The 2,351-nt window shown below is 75.4% G+C and carries 1 protein-coding gene; it reads right to left on the reverse strand.

Features of this window, described 5'->3' with window-relative positions:
- On the reverse strand, positions 1–2,351 hold a 2,351-nt coding region (locus AB0C76_RS41210; RefSeq protein ID WP_359975884.1), incomplete at both ends, for a condensation domain-containing protein.

Below are 2,351 nucleotides of genomic sequence, written 5' to 3' on the forward strand. Positions count from 1 at the left end.
GACGGCGGTGGCGTCCGGCGTCGCCGTGACCTGCCGGGCGAAGCGCCCGAGCAGCGGCTCCGGCTCCGGCGCGACCTCCACCGAACCGGCCCACGCGCCCAGGACCAGTGCCCCGTCCGCCGGCTCGCCCAGCCGCAGCCGTCCGACCGGCTCCTCCGCGAACGCGGCGGCCTCGCCGAGCAGGCGGACGAAGGTCGCGGCGAGCGCGTCCACCCGGGCCTGGTCGAGCAGGTCGGGCCGGTGTGCGAGGTCGAGGCCGAGGGAGCGGCCGAGGCTCACGGTGAGGCTCAGCGGGTAGTGCGTGGACTCGTGGTTGTCGCCGCCCACGATGCCGAGCCCGCCGGCGGCCGTGCGCAGTCCGTCGGCGTCGAGCGGGTAGTTCTCGAACACGACGAGGGTGTCGAAGAGTTCACCGAGCCCGGCGATCCGCTGGAGGTCGGCGAGCGGCAGGTACTGGTGGTCCATGAGGCCGGCCTGCTGGTCCTGGAGCCGGTCCAGCAGGGCGCCGAGGGTCTCGGCCGGGTCGAGCGCGACGCGCACCGGCAGGGTGTTGATGAACAGGCCGACCATCGACTCGACGCCCGGGACCTGCGGCGGACGGCCGGAGACCGTCCCGCCGAAGACCACGTCGTCCCGGCCGGTCAGGCGGCCCACCACCATCGCCCACGCGGCCTGGACCACGGTGTTGACGGTGACCCCGCGCTCCCGGGCGAAGCGGGCCAGCGCGGCCGTCCGCTCCTCGGGCAGCTCCAGCCGGGTGCGGACCGGCAGGACGGGGGCGCGGGACGGGTCGGGGGCGGCGAGCAGCGTCGGCTCCTCCAGCCCGCCGAGCACCTCCCGCCAGGCGGCCTCGGCGGCGGTGCGGTCCTGGTCGGCGATCCAGTCCAGGTAGTCGCGGTAGGGCGTCACCCGGGCGAGCCCTGCGGCGTCGCCGCGCGTGCCGTAGAGGGCGAACAGCTCGCCGAGGAAGACCGGCATGGACCAGCCGTCCAGCAGCAGGTGGTGGTGGCTGACGACGAGCCGGTGCCGGTCGGCAGCGGTGCTGATGAGGGTGAAGCGCATCAGCGGGGGCCGGTGGAGGTCGAAGCGCCGGCTGCGGTCCTCGGCGGTGAGCCGGTCGGCGGCCGCCGCGCGCCCGTCCTCGGGCAGGCCGGTGAGGTCGGCCTCCTCGAAGGGCAGCGGGACGTCCGCCGGGATCACCTGGAGCGGCGCGGCGGTGCCGTCCTGGCGGAAGGCGGCGCGCAGGTTCGGGTGCCGGGTGAGCAGGGTGCGCAGCGCCGAGCGCAGCGCGTCCCGGTCGACGGATCCCTCGATGTCGAGTGCGAGTTGGACGGTGTAGACGTCCTGGCCGTCGGTGTCGTAGGTGGCGTGGAAGTAGAGGCCCTGCTGGAGCGGGGAGAGCGGCAGCAACTCGGCGAGGGGGCCGTGGTCGGCCTCCAGGCGGTCGATCTGCTCCTGCGAGACCTCGACCAGCGGGCGGACGTCGGACGGGGTGAGGCCGCCGCCGGTGGTCGCCGCGAGGGCGCGCAGTGCGGCGAACCAGGCCTCGGCGAGCTCGCCGATCCGCTCCTCGGTGAACAGGCCGTCGGGCCAGGACCAGTCGGCGGTGAGCTGCGGGCCCTCGGGGGTGTCGAGGGTCGCGGCGTTGAGGTCGACGGCGTGGGCGAGCGGCATGGCCGGGTCACGGCCGTCGCCGAGTGCGACGTCGGTGCACAGCGCCCAGTCGGCGTCCGTCTCGCCCGCCGCGAAGCGGCCGAGGTAGTTGAAGCCGAGCTGCGGGCGGGGGGCGTCGTCGAGCGCGGCGCGCAGCAGGCCGTAGCCGATGCCGTTGTCCGGCAGGGCGTGCAGCTGCTCCTTGACGGCCTTCAGCGCGCGGCCGGGGTCGCCGGGAGCGCCGGGGTCGAGGCGGACGGGGAACATGCTGGTGAACCAGCCGGCCGTGCGGGTGGTGTCGGCGTGCTCGACGACGTTCTCGCGGCCGTGGCCCTCCAGCTCCACCAGCACCTGCGTGGCGTCGCCGTCGCGCCAGGCGTTCACGGCGAGCGCGAAGCCCGTGAGCAGGACGTCGTTGACGGTGGCGCGGTAGCGCGCGGCGGTGTCGGTGAGCAGGGCCGCGGTGACGTCCGACGGCAGGGTCAGCGACAGGTGCCGGACGGTGGCCGCCGTGTGCACGGCCGGGTCCAGCTCCGCGAGTGGCGCGTCCTTTCCCTCGAACTGGGCCTGCCAGAGCGGGAGTTCGGCGGAGCGGTCGAGCGCGGTGAGCTGCTGCGCCCAGCGGCGGAACGACGTCGGGACGGGCTCCAGCGCGGTGCCGTCGTAGGCGTGGGCGAGGTCCGGGAGGACGATGCGCC

The sequence above is a fragment of the Kitasatospora sp. NPDC048722 genome (genome assembly GCF_040650235.1).
Classification (GTDB): domain Bacteria; phylum Actinomycetota; class Actinomycetes; order Streptomycetales; family Streptomycetaceae; genus Kitasatospora.